This is a genomic window from Deinococcus yavapaiensis KR-236 (assembly GCF_003217515.1).
Lineage (GTDB): Bacteria > Deinococcota > Deinococci > Deinococcales > Deinococcaceae > Deinococcus_A > Deinococcus_A yavapaiensis.
This window is the reverse complement of the sequence record NZ_QJSX01000024.1, coordinates 16,555-35,470: the sequence shown is the minus strand read 5'-3', so window position 1 is coordinate 35,470 and position 18,916 is coordinate 16,555. Positions and strand designations below refer to the sequence as shown.

The following is an 18,916-nucleotide window of genomic DNA, read 5'->3' as shown; positions in this document are numbered from 1 at the left end:
CGCGTTCGCCTCAACGATGGTCGTAACGGCTCGCGCCTCCGTCGGGCGCCGTCAGCACGAGCACGGGACGGCCCGACGACGTGTCGATTCGCCAACCTTTCGTGCTGGGCTGCACGTGGTTGCGCTTCTCGTAGGTCTTGCTGGGGCTGCACGTGTAGCCCGCCGAGTAGCTCGTTTTCGGGACGAAGGTGACCTCGTCGTTCGTGAAGCGCACTTGCCCTTCGACTTGCACGAAGATCTTGCTCGTGCAGCCGTACGTCGTGATCGTCATGAGGTCGCGGCTTTCGTAGGTGCCGTCCGCGTTGATTTTCAGCGAGCGCAGAGTGCCGCTCGCGTCGGAGAACTTGCCGGTGGCCGTGTCGAAGTACTCGACGGGCGCGGGCAAGCCCGAGCTGACGTAGCCCGACGTCCAGTCTCCGCGCAAAGCGTTGGGAACGGTCGCGGCGAGGGCGGAGGTGGAAGCGAGCGTGACGAGGGCGAGCAGGTGAAAGGCGCGGACGGTGGTGTTCGTGGTCATACATCCTCCAGGGGCACCGATGTCCTTGGTGCCGACGTGGTGCATGATGGATCGGCGACGGTGGTGGCGGCATGACCGAAGCGACTTCGGTCTTCGGCGTGTTCGCCAGGTACGCGCGCGACCGTCCGTCGACGCCTTTGCTTCAAGGGGTTCCCCGGGCCTTCGCGAGGCCGCGTACGACGAACAGCAGCGTGAACGCCACGAGGACCATCACGGCGCTCAAGACCAAAGCGGGCGCGAGGTCGGATTCCAACGCGCCGTAGATGGCGAGGGTGATGGTGCGCGTCTTGCCTTGCAAGGAGCCCGCGAACAGGATCGTGGCGCCGAACTCGCCGAGGGCGCGCGCCCAAGCCAGCACGAGCCCTTCGAGCAACGCCGGAAAGGCCAGAGGCCACGTCACGAAGCGAAACGCCTGCCACTTCGACGCGCCGTCGGTGAGGGCGGCCGCCTCGGCGTCGCGGTCCACGCCGAGAAAGCCCGCCTTCGCGGCGCGCACGTAAAACGGCGCGCTCACGAACAGTTGCGCGAGCACCACGGCGAGCGGCGAGAAGGCGACTTGCACGCCCGCCAATTCCAACGGCGGCCCGAGCAGGCCGTTGCGGCCGAAGGTGAGCAGCAGCCCGACGCCTGCCACGACGGGCGGCAGCACGATCGGCAAGTCGAGCAGGGTGTCGAGCAGGGTCTTGCCTGGAACGTCGAAGCGCGCCAAAAGGTACGCGACGGGCGTGCCGAGCAGCAGCGTGACCGTCAGCGAGGCGAGGGTCGTGGCGAGGCTGACGCGCAGGGCGTCGAGCACGGCGGGGCTCGCCACGGTCGGCAGGAAGTCGGTCGTGAGGCCGCGCCCGAGCAGCACGAAGGTCGGGACGAGCAAAAACAGCACGAGCAGCACGCTCAACGCGATCAGCACGATCGGCGCGGCCCGAGAATCTCGCCTCGATCTTTCGCTCGCGGACGTTCGGTCGCGGGTGGGAAGGGTCCTCACGGAGCGAGGAAGCCCCACTTTCTCAGGATTCGCTGCCCTTCGCCCGACGTCACGAACGACACGAAGGCCCGTGCGGCCGCCGAGGCGTTCCTCGTCGTGCCGATCGGGTAGGCGATGGGAGGATTGAAGCGCGTCGGCACGCCGATCGTCGTCACGGCCGCTCGCAAGGTCGGCGTGACGTCGGTCGTGTACACGAACGCGGCGTCCGCCTCGCCGAGCTGCACCTTCAAGCCGACTTGGCGTACGTTGGGCTCTTCGGACACGGCGTTCGCGAGGACGCGGCGCGCGAAGTCCGCGCCGTACGCGCGGTCCTGGCTCATCGTGTCGAGAACTTGTCGTGTGTAGCTGCCGACGGGAACGTTCGCCGCCGCGAAGACGATCTTCACTCCGGGCCGCGCGAGGTCCTTCAAGGTCTTGACCTTCGAGGCGCCTCTCGGGGTGATGATGACGAGTCGGTTGCGCGCGAAGATCTCGCCCGCGTTCAGCATGCCGCTTTTCACGAGCGGCCCGAATTGCGCGGTGTTCGCGCTCGCGAAGACGTCGGCGCGCGCTCCGTTCTCGAGTTGCGTGCGCAGGACCTGCGAGCCCGCGAATTGAAAGGACGTCGTGTGTCCCGTCTTCGCGTCGAAGGCCTTGCCGAGCTCGCCGAAGGCGTCCGTGAGCGACGAGGCGGCGAACACCGTGACGTTCTCGGCGAGCGCCGCCGAGCAGAGGCTCGGCACGGCGAGGAAGGCGAACAGCAGCGTTTTCGTCATGGAGTCTGCGCTCGTGGGACGAGTGGGCGTTCCCCGACGTGGCGCGTGTCGTACCCGCCGAGCGCTTCGAGTTCCGCGCGAAAGGCGTCGTGTCGAGCGGCCGTCAGCAAGGCCCGCACGCCGGGATGGTCGAGGTGCTCGCTTGGAACGACGAGGTCGAAGCGCTCGAGGTGCAGCGGCACGAAGTCGAGGTCGAAGGCGAGGGCGGTGGAGCGCGGACCCGGCCCGACGTCCGCCTCGCCACGCGCCACGGCCCTCGCGAGCGCGAGGTGCGTCGGGTACGCGTGTTCGTAACCGGGTAAGGCGGCGCGCACTTCGGGCGTCACGCCCGCCGCGTCGAGCCACGCGTCGAGCAGCAGACGACTGCCCGCGCCGCGCGCGCGGTTGGCGAGCCGCACGTCCTCGCGCGCGAGGTCGGCGGGCGAGCGGACGCCCTTCGGATTGCCGCGCGCGACGATGAGGCCCTGCTCCCATTCCCAGAGCGTGAACACCTGCACGGCGCGGTTTCCGAGCTCCTCGCGCACGAACGGCAAGTTGTGCTCGCCGCTGCGCGCGTCCCACAGGTGAATGCCCGCCGCGTGCGCTTCGCCGCGCGCGAGGTCGCGCAGGGCGTCGAGGCTGGGACGGTCGCGCCACAGCACGCGAGCGTTGCCGTCGAGCGCGGCACGTTCGGCGAGCAGGCCCAGCGACGGGTCGCAGCCCGATACGACGGCGGTGCGGCCCGGCACGCCCGGATCGACGAGCAGGCGGACGTCCGCGAGGCCGTCTCGCACGTCGGTGATGACGCCGTCGGCGGAATTGCGCAGGGCGCGCTCGCCGCCGAGGGGAAACGCCAAACGCCGCCCTTCGATCTCGGCGAGTTGCACGCGCGTGGAGGAGGAAGCGCCGCGCGCGCCAACGAGGTGGACGCGCGCGGCGTCTTCACCGAGCGAGAACAAGGTCTCCACTCGGCAGTCGAGTGCGCGCGCGAGGCGTAAGGCGACCGCCGTGCTCGGCACGGCGGCGCTCGACTCGATGGCGTGCAGAGCTTGCCGCGACAATCCGGCGTCGCGCGCGACGTCGCTCGCACGGCGATTCGCCCGCTCGCGTACCTCGCGGACGTGCGAGCGCACCTCCTGCGGATCTTTCGGCATGGACGCAGCGTAAAGAAAACTTGACACTGCGTCAAGGTGAAACGACGATCTTCGGCGAAGTGGATCAAGCGCTGTTACGAGTTGGTTGCCCGCAGTCATGTCGCTTCGCGATCATTGACGCCCAAATTTTACCCGGTTAATATTGAGTATGTCGAGTTCCTACACCCTGTTCGACGAAGACCGGCTCTTGTTGACGGCCGACCTTCCGACGCTCCTGACCTTCCTCAAAACCGAGGCGACCGATCCCTCGGCGTTGCTGATCATCGACGACGCGAGTGGTCGAAGCGTCGACTTCGACTTGCGCGGCTCTCTGGAGGACGTTCTCGCCCGCGTGAGCGCTGCCGCCGAGAAGACGCCCACGCCCGCACGCGGACGGCCCAAACTCGGCGTGGTCGCCCGCGAAGTCACCTTGCTTCCGAGGCACTGGCAGTGGCTCGAAGCCCAACCGGGCGGCGCGTCCGCCACCTTGCGCCGACTCATCGACGAGGAACGCAAGCGCCACCCGCGCCGCGAAGCGATCCTCGCCGCGCAAACGGCCGCCGATCGATTCATGCACGTCCTCGCCGGCGACCGTCCCGGCCTTCAGGAAGCCGCCCGCGCCCTGTACGCCCGCGACCTCGCCGCCTTCGAGGCGAACACCGAGTCTTGGCCTCCCGACGTTCGCGACCACGCCCGCCTTCTCGCCGCCCCCGCCTTCACGCCCGAACAGGAGTCCGTGTGACCGACTTCGCCCCCGCTCGACGCTACAAGGGCTTCACTCCCAAGGCGGGCGTCTACCGCGTCACGCACTTGCCGTCGGGCCGGACGCTGCTCGGCAGCAGTCCGCACCTCGACGGCATGCTCAACCGCATCCGCTTCACCCTCGGCATGAACGGCCACCGCAACTCCGCGCTGCAACGCGACTGGAACACCGACGGCGAGGGCGCCTTTCGCTTCGAGATCCTCGACGAACTCACGCCCGACGAGAGCGGCGAGGTTTCCCCCGTCGATCTCGCCGAGCTTTTGACGTTGTGGGAAGAAAAACTGAGCTTGCCGCACGACGCGCGCTACGGAGCGACGGTCGCCGTTTCATAAGTTTGTCATTTTCCGTACAGCGATCTTTGAGAGACCTTGGGAAATGCTATAAGGAGGCGGTGCCGTGTAGCTCGCTGCAGTGGCGAAAGCTGCACCTTCGTGCCGCCAAGGAACCTTCATGTCCGAACTCAGCGCCGCCGTGCTCGACGAAAAAACGCTCCTCTCCGTCCTGACCTCTTACCGCAAAGGCGACTTCAGCGTTCGCTTGCCCGTTGATTGGACAGGGCTTCCCGGCAAGATCGCCGACGCCCTCAATGAAGTCCTCGAACTCAATGAGCGCATCGCGTTCGACGTGAAGCGCGTCGGGCGCAGCGTCGGCAAGGAAGGCAAGGTCACGCAGCGCGTTCCGCTCGGTCACGCGACGGGCGAATGGGCGGGGCTCGTGGAAAGCGTCAACACCCTCGTCGACGACCTCGTGCAACCGACGTCCGAGATGGCGCGCGTCATCACGGCCGTCGCCAACGGCGACTTGTCGCAAACGATGGCCCTCGAGGTAGACGGTCGCCCCATCGAAGGGCAGTTCCTGCAAACCGCGAAGACCGTGAACACCATGGTCGATCAGCTCAACGCCTTCGCCGGGGAAGTGACGCGCGTGGCGCGCGAGGTGGGCACCGAAGGCAAGCTCGGCGGTCAAGCGCAAGTGCGCGGCGTCGCGGGCACGTGGAAGGACCTCACGGACTCCGTGAACAACCTCGCGGGCAACCTCACGGGCCAAGTGCGCAACATCGCCCTCGTGACGACCGCCGTCGCCAACGGCGACCTCTCCAAGAAGATCACCGTGGAGGCGCAAGGCGAAGTGTTGGAGCTCAAGAACACCGTGAACACCATGGTGGATCAGCTCAACTCGTTCGCGGCGGAAGTGACGCGCGTGGCGCGCGAAGTGGGCACCGAAGGACGCCTCGGCGGCCAGGCGGACGTGAAGGGCGTCTCGGGCGTCTGGAAGGACCTCACGGACAACGTGAACTCCATGGCGTCCAACCTCACGACGCAGGTGCGCGGCATCGCGAAGGTCGTGACGGCCGTCGCCAACGGCGACCTCGAACAGCAACTCACCCTCGACGCCAAGGGCGAGGTCGCTACGCTCGCCGACACCATCAACAGCCTCTCGGACACCCTGGGGGTGTTCGCCGCCGAAGTGACGCGCGTCGCCCGAGAGGTGGGCACGGAAGGCAAGCTCGGCGGGCAGGCCATCGTGAAGGGCGTGTCGGGCACGTGGAAGGACCTCACCGACTCCGTCAACGGCCTCGCGGGCAACCTCACGTCTCAAGTGCGCAACATCGCGCAAGTCACGACCGCCGTCGCCAACGGCGACCTGTCCAAGAAGATCACCGTGGAGGCGCAAGGCGAAGTGTTGCAGCTCAAGGACACCATCAACACGATGGTGGACCAGCTCAACTCGTTCGCGGGCGAAGTGACGCGCGTGGCGCGCGAAGTGGGCACCGAAGGGCAACTCGGCGGCCAAGCGGACGTGCGGGGCGTGTCGGGCACGTGGAAGGACCTCACGGACAACGTGAACTCCATGGCGTCCAACCTCACGACGCAGGTGCGCAACATCGCCTTCGTGACGACCGCCGTGGCCAACGGCGACCTGTCCAAGAAGATCACGGCGGACGCCAAGGGCGAGATTCTGGAGCTCAAGAGCACCATCAACACCATGGTGGACCAGCTCAACGCCTTCGCCGGGGAAGTGACGCGCGTGGCGCGCGAAGTGGGCACCGAAGGACGCCTCGGCGGGCAAGCCGAGGTGCGCGGCGTGGGCGGCACGTGGAAGGACCTCACGGACAACGTGAACTCCATGGCGTCCAACCTCACCAGCCAGGTGCGCAACATTGCCTTCGTGACGACCGCCGTCGCCAACGGCGACCTGTCCAAGAAGATCACCGTGGACGTGCGCGGCGAACTGTTGGAGCTCAAGAACACCATCAACACCATGGTGGACCAGCTCAACTCGTTCGCGGGCGAAGTGACGCGCGTGGCGCGCGAAGTGGGCACCGAAGGACGCCTCGGCGGGCAGGCGAGCGTGCCCGGCGTGGGCGGCACGTGGAAAGACCTCACGGACAACGTGAACTTCATGGCGTCCAACCTCACGAATCAAGTGCGCGGCATCGCGCGCGTCGTGACGGCCGTCGCGAACGGCGACCTCAAGAAGAAGCTCACGGTGGAAGCCAAGGGCGAAATCGCCGAACTCGCCGAGACGATCAACTCCATGATCGACACTCTCGCGACCTTCGCGGATCAAGTGACGGGCGTGGCGCGCGAGGTGGGCGTCGAAGGCAAGCTCGGCGGGCAAGCGAGCGTGCCGGGAGCGGCGGGCACGTGGAAGGACCTCACGGACAACGTGAATCAACTCGCGGCGAACCTCACGACGCAGGTTCGCGCGATCGCCGAGGTCGCGACCGCCGTGACCGCCGGGGATCTCACGCGGTCCATCGCGGTGGAGGCGCGCGGCGAGCTCGACGAGCTCAAGCGCAACGTCAACGAGATGATCCGCAATCTCAAGGACACGACCGACAAGAACACCGAGCAGGACTGGCTCAAGACCAACCTCGCGCGCTTCACGCGGATGCTGCAGGGGCAGCGCGACATGCTCACGGTGTGCCGCCTCATCCTGTCGGAACTCGCGCCGCTCGTGAAAGCCAACCACGGCGTGTTCTACACTTCGGACTCGGAAGGCGGCGAGCCCGGCTTGAAGCTCCAAGCGAGCTACGCGTACCGCGAACGCAAAGGCCTCAACAACCGCTTCCGCCTCGGCGAAGGGCTCGTGGGACAGTGCGCGCTCGAACAAGAGCCGATCTTGCTCACGAACGTTCCTTCCGACTACATCCAGATCAACTCCGGTCTCGGCGCGGCCGCGCCCATGAGCATCATCGTGTTGCCCGTCGTGTTCGAAGGGTCCACGAAGGCCGTCATCGAACTCGCGAGCTTCGACCGCTTCAGCCCCACGCACCTCGCCTTTTTGGAGCAGCTCACGGAGTCCATCGGCATCGTGCTCAACACGATCGAGGCGACGATGCGTACCGAGAGCTTGCTGACGCAGTCGCAGTCGATGGCGCAGGAGTTGCAAAGCCAGCAAGAGGAACTGCGTCAGACGAACGAGGAACTCGAGGACAAGGCGAGGTTGCTCGCGCAGCAGAACTCCGAGGTCGAGCGCAAGAACCGCGAAGTCGAGACGGCGCGTCAAGCGCTCGAGGAGAAGGCGGCGCAGCTCTCGCTCACGTCGAAGTACAAAAGCGAGTTCCTCGCGAACATGAGCCACGAGCTTCGCACGCCGCTCAACTCGCTGCTGCTGCTCGCGCAGCAGCTCAGCGACAACCCGAAGCAGAACCTCGACGAGCGTCAGGTGGAGTACGCCAAGACCATCTTCGCGTCGGGCAATGACCTTCTGAACCTCATCAACGACATTCTCGACCTCTCGAAGATCGAGTCGGGCACCGTGCACGTCGACACGTCCGACGTCACCTTCCACGAGATCCGCGACGCTCTGGAGCTCACCTTCCGTCACGTCGCCGAGAGCAAGGACCTGTCGTTCAACATCCAAGTCTCGTCGGTGCTGCCGCGCACGATTCGCACGGACGGCAAGCGCTTGCTGCAAATTCTCAAGAACCTCTTGTCGAACGCCTTCAAGTTCACCGCCAAGGGTGAGGTGCGCATCGGCGTGGGGCCCGTCACGACGGGTTGGAGCGCCGATCACGCGGTGCTGTCACGGGCGTCTTCGGTCGTGGCGTTCAACGTGCACGACACGGGAATCGGCATCGCGCACGACAAGCAGCAGCTCATTTTCGAGGCGTTTCAGCAAGCGGACGGCACGACAAGCCGCAAGTACGGCGGAACGGGCCTCGGGCTGGCCATCAGCCGCGAACTGGCTCGGTTGCTCGGCGGCGAGATCCGGTTGGAGAGCGTGCCCGGCCAAGGCAGCACCTTCACGGTGTACCTCCCGCTCGACGGCGCGCCCTTGCCTTCGGCGCGTCCGGAGCGCACTTCGGTGGATCCCCTGTCTCCCTCGGGTCTTTCGACGCCCGCGTCCTTGTCGCGCGCCGTGGACTTGCGGCTCGGCCTGCCCGACGGGCCGTCCGTGCAGAACGAGCGCGTGGACGTGGCCGCCTTGCCCGCCGACCTCGAAGACGACCGCCAGAACATCCGCTCGGGCGACCGTACCCTTCTCATCGTGGAGGACGATCCGGCCTTCGCGGGCGTGCTGCTCGACTTGGCGCGCGAACGCGGCTTCAAGGGACTCATCGCCGCGCGTGGTGACGCGGCCCTCGCGCTCGCCACGCAGTACCGACCGAGCGCCATCACCCTGGACTTGAATTTGCCCGATACGAGCGGTTGGGCGGTGCTCGACCGCCTCAAGCACGATCCGGCAACGCGGCACATTCCCGTTCACATCATCTCCAGCGACGAGCACTCGCTGCTGGGCCGCAAACTCGGCGCGCTCGACTTTCTCACGAAGTCGCCCGATCGAGAAGCGCTCGCACGAGCGTTCGGCAAGCTCGAAGACTTCCTCGCTCGGCGCGTCAAGAATCTGCTCGTCGTGGAGGACGACGACGCGCAGCGAGCGAGTATCGTGGACCTCATCGGCAACGGCGACGTGAAGACGACCGCCGTGACGAGCGGCGTGGAAGCCTTGACGGTGATGCGCGAGCGTCCCTTCGACTGCGTCGTCCTCGATTTGCGTCTGCCCGACATGAGCGGCTTCGACCTCATCGACGCGATGCAGCAGGAAGCGGCCCTGCGAGCCGTGCCGATCATCGTGTACACCGCCGCCGATCTGACGCGGCAGCAAGAAGCGCAGTTGCGTAAAGTCGCCAAGTCCATCATCGTGAAGGACGTGCGGTCCCCCGAACGTCTCCTCGATGAAGTCACGCTGTTCTTGCACCGCGTGGAGGCGAACTTGCCCGAAGGGCAGCGGCAACTGCTGGACGTCGCGCGTCAAAACGACCCGATGCTCGTCGGGAAGCGCATTCTCGTCGTGGACGACGACATCCGCAACATCTTCGCGCTGACGGCGGTGCTGGAACGCCACAAGATGCAGGTGTTCACGGCCGAGAACGGGCACGACGCGATCGCTCTGTTGGAGAGCACGCCCGATATCGACGCGGTGCTGATGGACGTGATGATGCCGGAGCTCGACGGGTACGAAACGACGCGCCTCGTGCGCGCCAACCCGAAGTTCAAGAACCTTCCGGTCATCTCGCTCACCGCCAAGGCGATGCCGGGCGACCGCGAGAAGTCCATCGAGTCGGGCGCGTCCGATTACATCAGCAAGCCCGTGAACACCGATAAACTCCTGAGCCTCTTGAGGGTGTGGCTGTACCGATGACCTTCGCGGACGACGAGATCGAAGACTTGGAGGTCGCCTTGCTGCTCGAAGGCGTGTACCGCCGCTACGGCTTCGACTTTCGAGGTTACGCTCCCGCCACTCTCAAGCGGCGCGTCATGCACTGCGCGCGCACGTCGAACCTTTCGAGCGTATCGGCGTTGCAAGAGCGGGTGTTGCGCGACCGCGACGCCTTTCAGGACTTCGTTTCGTGCGTCGCCGTCGGCGTGACCGAGATGTTTCGCGATCCGGGCTTTTACGCGACGCTGCGCGACGCGGTCGTGCCGTTGCTGCGCACGAATCCGTTCGTGCGCGTGTGGCACGCGGGCTGTTCGAGCGGCGAGGAGGTGTACTCCACGGCGATCTTGCTGCACGAGGCGGGATTGTTGAATCGCACGCGCCTGTACGCGACGGACCTCAATCCCAAAGCGCTCGCGCGGGCGCGCGACGGCATCTATCCGCGCGACCGGATGGAGGGCTACGCGCGCAATTACCACGAGGCGGGCGGCGAGCGGGATTTCGCGTCGTACTTCACGCGGTCGTACGACCACGCCATCGTGCGCGGCGATCTCAAGCGGCAGATCACGTGGGGGCAGCACAATCTCGTGACGGACGGGTCTTTCAACGACTTCCACCTGATTTTGTGCCGCAACGTCTTGATCTACTTCGACAAGCCGCTTCAGGCGCGCGTGCACGAACTTCTCTTCGAGAGCCTCGCGCCGAGCGGGGTGCTGGGTCTCGGACGACACGAGACGTTGACGTTCAGCCCGGTTCAGTCGCGCTTCGTGGAACTCGACGCGCGTGAGAAGCTGTACCGGAGGGTCGCGTGAACAAGGTGCCGAGCGCGGACGCCCGCGTGAACATCCTCATCGTGGACGACGATCCGGCCAAGCGGTTGGCGTTGAGCGCGGCGCTGGAGTCGCTCGGCGAGAACCTCGTACAAGCCGAGTCGGGCCGCGACGCCTTGCGCTTGCTGCTGCAACACGATTTCGCTCTTATCTTGCTCGACGTGCGGATGCCGGACATGGACGGCTTCGAGACGGCCGCGCTCATCCGCAGCCGTCCTCAGACGGAAAGCACGCCGATCATCTTCGTGACGGCGTACGACCGCGCGGAAGCCGACACCCTCGGCGGTTACGCGCTCGGCGCGGTGGACTTCATCTTCGCGCCGATCGTGCCGGAAGTGCTGCGCGCGAAGGTCGGCGTGTTCGTGGACTTGCATCACAAGACGCGGGCGATCGCAGCGCACGAACGCGCGCTGCGCGAGCGTGAGGCGCGCGAGGCGCAACTCACGAGCGAGCGACTGCGGCGGCAAAACGAGCGGGACCGCGAACGAGCGGCGCGCGAAGTGCACAAATTGTCGAGCGCGCTGGAGCAGACGGACGATCCGGTGGTGATCACGGACCGCGACGGACGCATCGAGTATGTCAATCCCGCCTTCGAGCGGCTCACGGGGTACGCGCGCATAGAGACGCTCGGGCAGCGTCTCACCCTCGTGCGCTCGGGCGAGCCCGACCCGGGCTTCAACGAAAGCTTGTGGAGCACGCTTCTCGCCGGGGAGGTGTACCGCGGAGAATTCGTGAATCGGCGCAAGGACGGCACGCTGTACCACGAGGAGCAGACGATCACGCCCATCAAGGACGAGTCGGGACGCATCACGCACTTCGTGGCGACGGGCAAGGACGTCAGCGAGCGCAAGCGGGTAGAGCGCGAAATTCGCCATCTCAACGCGTCGCTCGAAGCCCGCGTGCGCGAGCGCACGGCGAGGTTGCAAGACCTCAACCACGAGCTGGAAGCTTTCGCGTACTCGGTGTCGCACGACTTGCGCACGCCGCTTCGGCACATCGCGAGCTTCGCGAATCTGCTCGCCAAGGAGGTTCAAGGCGCGGAGAACTCGAAAGCGGAGCAGTACTTGGAGATCATCGAGAAGGCGACGTTGAAGATGAACGGCCTCATCGAGGATCTTTTGGCGTACTCGCGCACGGGTCGGCAGGACTTGCGGTTGGTGGACGTGTCGGTGGCCGACCTCGTGGCGGAGGTGCGGCGTGATCTCGCTCGCGACGAGGTGGGACGGCGGGTGGAGTGGCACGTCGGCGATTTGCCGGTCGTGCGCGCGGACTTGGCAGCGTTTCGGCAAGTGTTCGCGAACTTGTTGGGCAACGCGCTGAAGTACACGCGCGCGCGTGACGTCGCCGTCATCGAGGTCGGCAGCTTCGAGGAGGACGAGGCGCAGGTGCTGTTCGTGCGTGACAACGGCGTGGGCTTCGACGAGAAGTACGCCGACAAGCTGTTCGGCGTGTTTCAACGACTGCACACCGGGGGCGAGTTCGAGGGAACGGGCATCGGCCTCGCGAACGTGAAGCGCATCGTGACGCGCCATGGAGGGCGCGTGTGGGCCGAGAGCCGCGTGCAGGAAGGCACGACTTTTTACGTGGCGCTTCCCAAGGTGCACGAGGCGTCCGTCAAGGTCGCCGTGAACGAGGAACGGCCGCTCAGCCGCTGAGAGCCCGGAGTGTGACTTCGTTCGCCTTGGCTTCGAGGACCATGAATTATAGTTTGGATCGTTAAGCGCTTTGGAATTCATAGCGCCGAAAGGATCCACATGCGTAACATCCTGTTCATCCTCACGGCCCTCGCCGTCACCAGCGCTCCCGCCGCGTCGCCCGACCTGCTCACCACCGTGAAGCAGCGCGGCACGCTCAAAATTGCCATGGAAGGCACCTACCCGCCCTTCAACTACCGCGACGAAAAAGGTCAGCTCGTCGGCTTCGACGTCGACGTCGCCACGGAAATCGCGCGCCGACTCGGCCTCAAGCCGCAATTCGTCCTCACCGAGTGGAGCGGCATCATCGCAGGCTTGCAAGCGAACAAGTACGACGTCATCGTCAACCAAGTCGCCATCACGCCCGAACGCCAAAAGTCCCTCGACTTCACCTCGTCGTACGTCGTGTCCAGCCCGCAATTCATCGTTCGCAAGAACGAGACGCGCGCCTTCAAGAGCCTCAACGATCTCAAGGGCAAAAAGCTCGGCGTCGGCACGGGCAGCAACTACGAGCAGATCGCCCGCGCCGTCGGCGGCATCGACATCCGCACGTACAAGGCCGCGCCCGATACCTTGCGCGACCTCAGCTTGGGCCGCATCGACGCCGCCCTCAACGACCGCCTGCTGGCCGCGTACCTCGTCAAGCAAAGCGGTCTGCCCGTCAAGCCCGGTGCCGCCATCCAAGGCGAGCGCATCGAGATGGGCATTCCCGTCCGCAAGGGCAACCCGCTGTTCGTCAAGGCCGTCAACAAGGCGCTCGCCGACATGAAGGCCGACGGCACGTACGCCAAGATCAGCAACAAGTGGTTCGGTCAAGACGTCAGCAAGTAACCGTTCCAACCCGAACACGGGCCGCGACGCGGCCCGTGTTCTACTTTGCCGCGCCGTATGAAGAAAGCTCGTACATGAAGCGCCTCGTCTTCGGAGGAAACTGAACACCATGCAGGTCGTTCTCGAAAACCTGCCGTTCTTGCTGCGCGCCTCGCTCGTCACCCTCGGGTACGCGCTCGGCGCGATGCTGCCCGGCTTCCTGCTCGGCCTCGCCACGGCCCTCGCGCGCCTGTCACGCGTGCCGCCGCTGGAGTGGATCGCGCGCACGTACGTCTCGCTCATTCGCGGCACGCCGCTGCTCGTGCAGATCTACGTCGTGTACTACGTCCTGCCCGACCTCGGAATCGATCTCGGACCGCTTTGGTCGGGCGTGCTCGCCCTCGCTTTGAACGTCGGCGCGTACGCGTCCGAAGCGTTGCGCGGCGCCTTCCTCGCCGTGCCGAGCGGTCAACGGGAAGCGGCGCGCGCCCTCGGCCTCAGCACTTGGCACACGTTCCGCGACATCGAAGCGCCCCAAGCCCTGCGCATCGCCGTACCCGCCCTCGGCAACTCCTTCATCAGCCTCGTGAAAGACACCTCCCTCGTGTCCGTCATCACGGTCGTGGAGTTGCTGCAGGAAGCCAACCTCATCATCGCGCGGACGTTTCAGCCCACCCCGCTCTACCTCGCGGTCGCCGTGATCTACTGGATCATCAGCAGCGTCTTGTCGCTGGGCCTTCGGCGCGTCGAAGACCGCTTGTCACGCCATCAAACGACCGGACGTTGACGACGCACAAGAATCGCTCTGTTGAGTCGCGGACGTTTTCCAAGTGCAATGAAGGTATGACGCAAGCCACACCTCCCAAACGCCTGCTGGTGGTCTTCAATCCCAAGTCCGGTCAAGGCTCCGATCTTCTTCGTCAATTCGTGATGCTCGCCGAAGGGCAAGGCCTCAGCTTGGAGATGCGCGAGCTCACGACGCGCGATCCTGGCGAACACCTGCACGACCTTCAGTCTTACGACGCGCTCGTCGCCGCCGGAGGAGACGGCACGGTCAGCAGCGTCGCTTACGCCGCGCGCAACACGAACATCCCGATTCTCGCCGTGCCTGTCGGAACCGCCAACCTTATCGCGCAAAACCTCGCGCTGCCGACCGACGCGCTTGGCTTGCTGGAAGTCGTGCGCGTGGGCCACACCCTGCGCGTCGACCTCGGCGAGTTGGAAGTCAAGGGCGAGCGAGCAGGCTTCGCGATGCTGGCGGGCGCGGGCGCGGACGCCGCCATGATCAAGGAGTCCGAGGACCTCAAGAAGCGCTTCGGCTCCATGGCGTACGTCATCAGCGCCATGCGCCAAGTCAATCCCAAGCGCACCACCTTCCACGTCATCGCCGACGGCGAGAAGCGCGAATTCGAAGGCATCGGCGTGATGATCGCCAACATGGGCATGGCGAATTACCGCATGCCCATCACGTCCGACATCAGCCCGCGCGACGGCCGCTTCACCGTCATCCTCCTCACGGCCGGCAACATCTTGCAACTCGTGCCCAACCTCATCGACAGCCTCTTGGTGAAGTTCGACCTCGCCGACCCGATGTTCAGCGGCAACCTCGAGACCTTCCAGGCGAGCGAAGTGCAAGTCGACGCGGTCGAACCGTTCCCGATGCAGTACGACGGCGAACTACACGTCGAGACGACGCCCTTCACGGCCCGCATCCTGCCCGGCGCGGTGCGCTTCCTGACTCTGGAGCGTCCCACCGACATCGAAACTTGAACGTCACGCCAGACGCAGTGCCCGCCACTCCTCGTCGACGTACTCGCCGTGCACCTTGAGCGCGCGCGGTTCCACGCCGTACACCACGAAGCCGTGCGCGTCGTACAAGCGCCGCGCCGCCGTCTGCGTGACCGACACGGCGAGATGAAGTTGCTCCACGCCCGAAATCTGGCGCGCCCGCCGAATCAACTCGCCGAGCAGGGCGTTCGCCACGCCGCGCCCACGCGCGTCCTCGCGCACGTACACGCCGAAGACGTTCGCTTTGTGCCGCGTCTTCGCCCCGGTTTCGCGCGCGAACGTCGTGATGCCGACGAGCCGACCGTCGTCGAAGGCTCCCAAGGTGAACACGTTGTCCGACGCCCTCAAACGCTCGCCCACGGCGTCCAGCGGCGTTCCGCGAAACGAGTCCGCGTCGCTTCCGAACGCGCGCGGTTCGCGCTCCAACCCTTCGAGGCGAAGCGCGTAGTATGCGCTCGCGTCCCGCTCGCCGAGTTCCCGAATCAACATCGCTCGACCTTACCGTCCCCCGCCGCGCGAGACAAGATCGCCGTCACGTCAAGGCGGCGATCGTCGCGTTGAGGGCCAGCATCGGCACGCGGTGCGGCTCCGTGCCGCCCTCGCTCGACAAGAACACGAACACCACGTCGTACACGGGATCGATCCACAAGAACGCGCCCGTGGCGCCGCTGTGTCCGAACGACGCGTCCGACGCGAGCAGCACGCCCGCGTCGCTGCGCTTTCCCCAGCCGAGCGCTTGAAAGGCAAAACCGCTGTCGTTGCGCAAGCCGCGCGTGTGAAGGCGCGTCATGACTTCCAGCGTGCCCGCCGAGAGCAAGCGGTACGATCCGCTGCGCCCGCCGCGCAGCAACGTCAAGCCGAGCGCGAGGAGGTCCGACGCGGTCGACATGAGGCCGCCGCTCGCGAAGGTCAGCGACGCCCAGTACGCGAGCTCGTCGCGTCCGCCTTGAAAGGGCGCGTGCGCGAGGCGAGACTCGTCGGGCACGTCGAAGCTCGTGTCGATCATTCCCAGGGGCGCGAAGACTTCCTCGTGCAGGACCCGCGTGAAGTCGCGCTGCGCGAGGTGCGTCACCAGGGCGGCGAGCACCTCGAAGCCGTGCACGCTGACGTAGGCGTGGTGCGAACCCGGCTCGAAGGCGAGGGGCGCGTCGAAGGCGGCCTCCACGTACGCTTCTCTCGTCGCGCGGTCCAGCCACAAAGCGTTCGACACGTCCTCCGGGACGCTGAGGCCGCTGGTGTGCGTCAACAGGTGACGTACCGTCACGCGCTCCTTGCCGTTTCGCGCGAACGAAGGCAAGTGCCGCGCGACGGGATCGCCGACCAGCAGGGCGCCGCGCTCGACGAGGCGCATCAAGGCGAGCGCCACGATCGGCTTCGTGATCGACGCGATCGGAAAGCGGCTGGTGAAGGTGTGGCTCGTGAGGCCCGGCGCGACGTGCGACCACGCCGTTCCGTCGCCGCGCGCGATCGTGACGACCGCCGAGGGGTGCGTTCCCTGTTCGACCGCGTCGTCCACGACGCGCCGCACGTTCTCGAAGGTCGAATCGTCGAAGGCAAGAGCAGAAGGCAGCATGATCCAATCTTCATCGTACACGGCGCCGTCTGTTCACCAAGCGGACTTGCCCACGGATACGATCGGACTATGCGTCGCTCACTACTTTCCGCCCGCTCGGGCGCCCTGCTGCTGAGCTTGGCCGTGCTCGCGTCCGCTCAACCCGCCACCTCGACGCTCCCTCGGCAGACGTTTCGCAATCCCGTCCTCGACGTCGGCCAAGATCCGTCGGTGGTGTTCGACGGCGCTTTCTACCACCTCGTGCAATCCGATCAGGACGGTTTGAGCGTTCGTACGTCCCTCACGCTCACGGGCCTCGGGCGGGCGAAGAAGACCGTCATTTGGCGCGGCGGGCAAGGCGACTCGCCGTGCTGCGAGTTGTGGGCGCCCGAACTCGTTCGTTGGGGCGACAAGTGGTACGTGTACTACGCCGCCGACGACGGCCGCAACGAGAACCACCGCATGTACGTCCTCGAAGCGCCGAGCGTCACCGGACCGTACACGTTCAAAGGCAAGATCTCCGATTCCAGCGATCGCTGGGCCATCGACGGGACGGTGCTTCGCGCGCCGAGCGGCGAGCGGTACTTCGTGTGGTCGGGCTGGGAAGGCACCGAGAACGTCGAGCAAGACCTTTACATCGCCAAGATGCGCAATCCGTGGACGCTCGAAGGCGGACGCGTTCGCATCTCGCGGCCCGATCAGCCGTGGGAGCAAAACGGGCGTCCCTACATCAACGAAGGCCCCGAGGTACTCGTGCGCGACGGACGCGTGTTCCTCGCGTACTCCGCGAGCGGCAGTTGGACGAACGACTACTGCCTCGGTTTGCTGTCGCTCGACAAGGGCGGCGACGTCATGAACGCCGCCGCGTGGAAGAAGTCGAACGGGTGCGTCTTCGCCCGCAACGACCGTGCCGACGTGTACGGTCCGGGGCACAACGGCTTCGTGAAGTCTCCCGACGGCTCCGAGGATTGGCACCTCTACCACGCCAACCTCGTGTACGGCTCGGGCTGGAACGGGCGCAGCGTACGCGCTCAGAAGTTGACGTGGAACGCGAACGGCACGCCGAACTTCGGGGCTCCCGTCGGTTTCGAGCAGACCTCGCCCTTGCCGTCGGGCGAGTACGAAGTCGAGCAGGCGAAGGTCAGCGGCACCGTCTCGCGCGAGTCCTCGTTCGCTTCGGGAGGAGTCGCGGCGCGCTTCGACGACGAGGGCGACCGCGTGGACCTCGACGTGACCGCACCTTCGGCGGGGCGTTACGTGTTGCGCGTGCGCTTCTCCAACGGCTCGGGCAAGGCGGCCGCGCAGACGGTCACCGTGAACGGCGCCCCGAACCGTGTGGCGTACCCGGCGAGCGGTTGGGAAAGTTACGGCACGCGCACGCTGACGGTCGCCTTGAAGTCGGGCCTCAATACCGTCGCGTTCACACAAGTCGCAGGTGACGTGCAACTCGACGCGGTGACGATCACGCCGAGCGCTCGCTAGCGCGAACGTCGTACTACACCCGCGTGAGGTGTCTGTAGGAAGCGTCTACAGGCGTACGCGCCGAACGCTCATGGACGAGGGGCGGCGCGCGGCTTACACTGCGTCATTCACGCTTCGTCGTACCCTTCGATGTGCCGCGCGTGCCCACAGGGGAGGTGATGAGCTGCATCCGCAGATCACTTCGTTCGCCTTCACTCCGACCGGTTCGTGAACCGTCTTCAAGCCATGGCTCGCAGCGAGCTTTCCCGCACGTTCTGGCGTTCTCCCGACCGGTGCTTCCGCGCCCCGGGCAGACAGGCGCGCGAGGAGGGAAATGTGAAGCATGGGAAGCGCCGGTCCTGTCGATGTTCCCGAGGAGGGAAAGTCATGGCGACTTTGTTGAGAGTCGACGCCAGCCCACGCAACGCTCAATCGTATTCCCGCCAAGTGGCGCAAACGTTCGAAACGCAGTGGCGCGGCGCCCACCCGGACGGACGCGTCATCAACCGCGATCTCGCCCTCCAACAAATTCCGCACCTGACGGCCGAGACGATCCAAGGATTCTTCACGCCGCCCGCGTTCGTCACGGACGACCTCAAGCGCGCCACGACGGTCTCCGACGTCCTCCTGGCCGAACTGCACGCCGCCGACACGGTGCTGATCAGCACGCCGATGTACAACTTCTGCATTCCCTCGAGCCTCAAAGCTTGGATCGATCAAGTCGTGCGCGTTCACCACACGTTCGAAGTCGACGCCGACGGAAGCTTCCGAGGACTCGTGAAGGGCAAGAAGATCGTCGTGGTGACGGCGTCGGGCTCCGCGTACGCGGACATGCCACTGGCGAGCTTGGACTTTCTGCACACGTATCTGCGCGCCGTCTTGGGCTTCATCGGCTTCGAGACCTCACCTTCATCTCGGTGGAACATACGACGGTGCCGGAACTCGCCTTGATGAACAAGGACGCCGCGTTCAACAAGGCGCTCAC

At 65.7% G+C, this 18,916-nt stretch carries 16 protein-coding genes; 10 read left to right on the top strand and 6 right to left on the bottom strand.

What is annotated here, in order from left to right:
- Nucleotides 1-10 precede the first annotated feature (10 nt).
- The 4 genes from DES52_RS20695 to DES52_RS20680 all read right to left on the bottom strand — a co-directional run bounded on the left by DES52_RS20695 (nucleotide 11) and on the right by DES52_RS20680 (nucleotide 3,387).
- Entirely contained in the window at nucleotides 11-517 is a 507-nt protein-coding gene (locus DES52_RS20695) for a hypothetical protein (protein ID WP_110888736.1), read from the bottom strand.
- Nucleotides 518-659: 142 nt separating this feature from the next.
- Nucleotides 660-1,499: an ABC transporter permease gene (locus DES52_RS20690; protein ID WP_245901205.1), complete on the bottom strand. Its 840-nt coding sequence runs from the start codon at nucleotides 1,497-1,499 to the stop codon at nucleotides 660-662.
- The gene (gene modA / locus DES52_RS20685) at nucleotides 1,496-2,254 is read right to left on the bottom strand and encodes a molybdate ABC transporter substrate-binding protein (RefSeq protein WP_110888734.1); all 759 of its coding nucleotides are present in this window, start codon (nucleotides 2,252-2,254) and stop codon (nucleotides 1,496-1,498) included. The genes DES52_RS20690 and modA overlap by 4 nt, the downstream gene beginning before the upstream one ends.
- A complete protein-coding gene (locus DES52_RS20680) occupies nucleotides 2,251-3,387 on the bottom strand; it encodes a substrate-binding domain-containing protein (protein ID WP_170131205.1) in 1,137 nt (378 codons plus the stop codon). Before DES52_RS20680 ends, modA begins: the two co-directional genes overlap by 4 nt.
- 148 nt (nucleotides 3,388-3,535) lie before the next feature.
- Between DES52_RS20680 and DES52_RS20675 the strand changes: the two genes are divergently transcribed.
- From DES52_RS20675 to DES52_RS20640, 8 genes are all read left to right on the top strand, one after another.
- Complete coding sequence (locus DES52_RS20675; protein ID WP_110888732.1) at nucleotides 3,536-4,108, top strand: DUF2239 family protein; 573 nt, start codon at nucleotides 3,536-3,538, stop codon at nucleotides 4,106-4,108.
- Nucleotides 4,105-4,461, top strand: coding sequence for a GIY-YIG nuclease family protein (locus DES52_RS20670; protein WP_110888731.1), 357 nt, complete (start codon nucleotides 4,105-4,107; stop codon nucleotides 4,459-4,461). The genes DES52_RS20675 and DES52_RS20670 overlap by 4 nt, the downstream gene beginning before the upstream one ends.
- A gap of 118 nt (nucleotides 4,462-4,579) precedes the next feature.
- Nucleotides 4,580-9,781 (top strand): HAMP domain-containing protein, encoded by a 5,202-nt coding sequence (locus DES52_RS20665; RefSeq protein WP_110888730.1) that lies wholly within the window; start codon nucleotides 4,580-4,582, stop codon nucleotides 9,779-9,781.
- The gene (locus DES52_RS20660; protein ID WP_110888729.1) at nucleotides 9,778-10,608 is read left to right on the top strand and encodes a CheR family methyltransferase; all 831 of its coding nucleotides are present in this window, start codon (nucleotides 9,778-9,780) and stop codon (nucleotides 10,606-10,608) included. Before DES52_RS20665 ends, DES52_RS20660 begins: the two co-directional genes overlap by 4 nt.
- Nucleotides 10,605-12,281: a sensor histidine kinase gene (locus DES52_RS20655; RefSeq protein WP_245901204.1), complete on the top strand. Its 1,677-nt coding sequence runs from the start codon at nucleotides 10,605-10,607 to the stop codon at nucleotides 12,279-12,281. The genes DES52_RS20660 and DES52_RS20655 overlap by 4 nt, the downstream gene beginning before the upstream one ends.
- A 99-nt stretch (nucleotides 12,282-12,380) precedes the next feature.
- Nucleotides 12,381-13,151: a transporter substrate-binding domain-containing protein gene (locus DES52_RS20650; RefSeq protein ID WP_110888728.1), complete on the top strand. Its 771-nt coding sequence runs from the start codon at nucleotides 12,381-12,383 to the stop codon at nucleotides 13,149-13,151.
- Between the two features lie 109 nt (nucleotides 13,152-13,260).
- Entirely contained in the window at nucleotides 13,261-13,917 is a 657-nt protein-coding gene (locus DES52_RS20645; RefSeq protein WP_110888727.1) for an amino acid ABC transporter permease, read from the top strand.
- 56 nt (nucleotides 13,918-13,973) lie between these two features.
- Entirely contained in the window at nucleotides 13,974-14,900 is a 927-nt protein-coding gene (locus DES52_RS20640) for a diacylglycerol/lipid kinase family protein (RefSeq protein ID WP_110888726.1), read from the top strand.
- Between the two features lie 3 nt (nucleotides 14,901-14,903).
- Here the strand turns inward: DES52_RS20640 and DES52_RS20635 are convergent, their stop codons facing one another.
- Together DES52_RS20635 and DES52_RS20630 are read right to left on the bottom strand one after the other, a co-directional pair.
- The gene (locus DES52_RS20635) at nucleotides 14,904-15,407 is read right to left on the bottom strand and encodes a GNAT family N-acetyltransferase (RefSeq protein ID WP_110888725.1); all 504 of its coding nucleotides are present in this window, start codon (nucleotides 15,405-15,407) and stop codon (nucleotides 14,904-14,906) included.
- 43 nt (nucleotides 15,408-15,450) lie between these two features.
- Complete coding sequence (locus DES52_RS20630; protein ID WP_110888724.1) at nucleotides 15,451-16,491, bottom strand: serine hydrolase domain-containing protein; 1,041 nt, start codon at nucleotides 16,489-16,491, stop codon at nucleotides 15,451-15,453.
- A 69-nt stretch (nucleotides 16,492-16,560) separates the two neighbouring features.
- Between DES52_RS20630 and DES52_RS20625 the strand changes: the two genes are divergently transcribed.
- Together DES52_RS20625 and DES52_RS20620 are read left to right on the top strand one after the other, a co-directional pair.
- Nucleotides 16,561-17,952, top strand: a complete 1,392-nt coding sequence (locus tag DES52_RS20625) for a family 43 glycosylhydrolase (RefSeq protein WP_110888723.1) — start codon at nucleotides 16,561-16,563, stop codon at nucleotides 17,950-17,952.
- 366 nt (nucleotides 17,953-18,318) lie between these two features.
- On the top strand, nucleotides 18,319-18,882 hold the full coding sequence (locus DES52_RS20620; protein WP_170131204.1) for an FMN-dependent NADH-azoreductase: 564 nt from the start codon (nucleotides 18,319-18,321) through the stop codon (nucleotides 18,880-18,882).
- Nucleotides 18,883-18,916 lie beyond the last annotated feature (34 nt).